Source organism: Mesorhizobium sp. M1D.F.Ca.ET.231.01.1.1, assembly GCF_003999155.2.
GTDB lineage: Bacteria > Pseudomonadota > Alphaproteobacteria > Rhizobiales > Rhizobiaceae > Mesorhizobium.
Window position 1 is genome coordinate 1 of the sequence record NZ_RZOZ02000091.1, and the last position, 387, is coordinate 387.

Sequence of the window (387 nt, forward strand, 5' to 3'; positions counted from 1 at the left end):
ACGGCATCCGGGCCAACAGCATTGCCCCCACCTTCATCGAGACCCCGATGACGGCTCCTTACTTTGAAAGCAAAGCTTTTCGAGATGAGGTATTGTCCAAAATCAAGCTTGGCCGACTCGGTCGAGTCGAGGATCTCATGGGGGCCGTTGTCTTTCTCGGTTCGGACGCCGCTGCGTTGATGACGGGCACTTCTATCAGGATCGATGGCGGCTGGACGGCGGAATGACTTCTGCGGCTTTGACATTCGACTCAAGTCGGCCAAGAAGCGGCACGATGCCTGATGCATTTGAACCACCTCGACGGCCAGACAAGCGACACTGACATGGATACGGTAGCCCGCACGATTGCCAACGACGTCTACGAGCAGCTGCGCCACGATATCATTT

The 387-nt window shown here is 56.3% G+C and carries 1 protein-coding gene; it reads left to right on the forward strand.

Annotated elements, in window-relative coordinates:
• Positions 1-227: SDR family oxidoreductase (locus tag EN874_RS32430; RefSeq protein WP_127428846.1), on the forward strand; the 227-nt coding region annotated here is incomplete at its 5' end.
• Between the last annotated feature and the right edge of the window lie 160 nt (positions 228-387).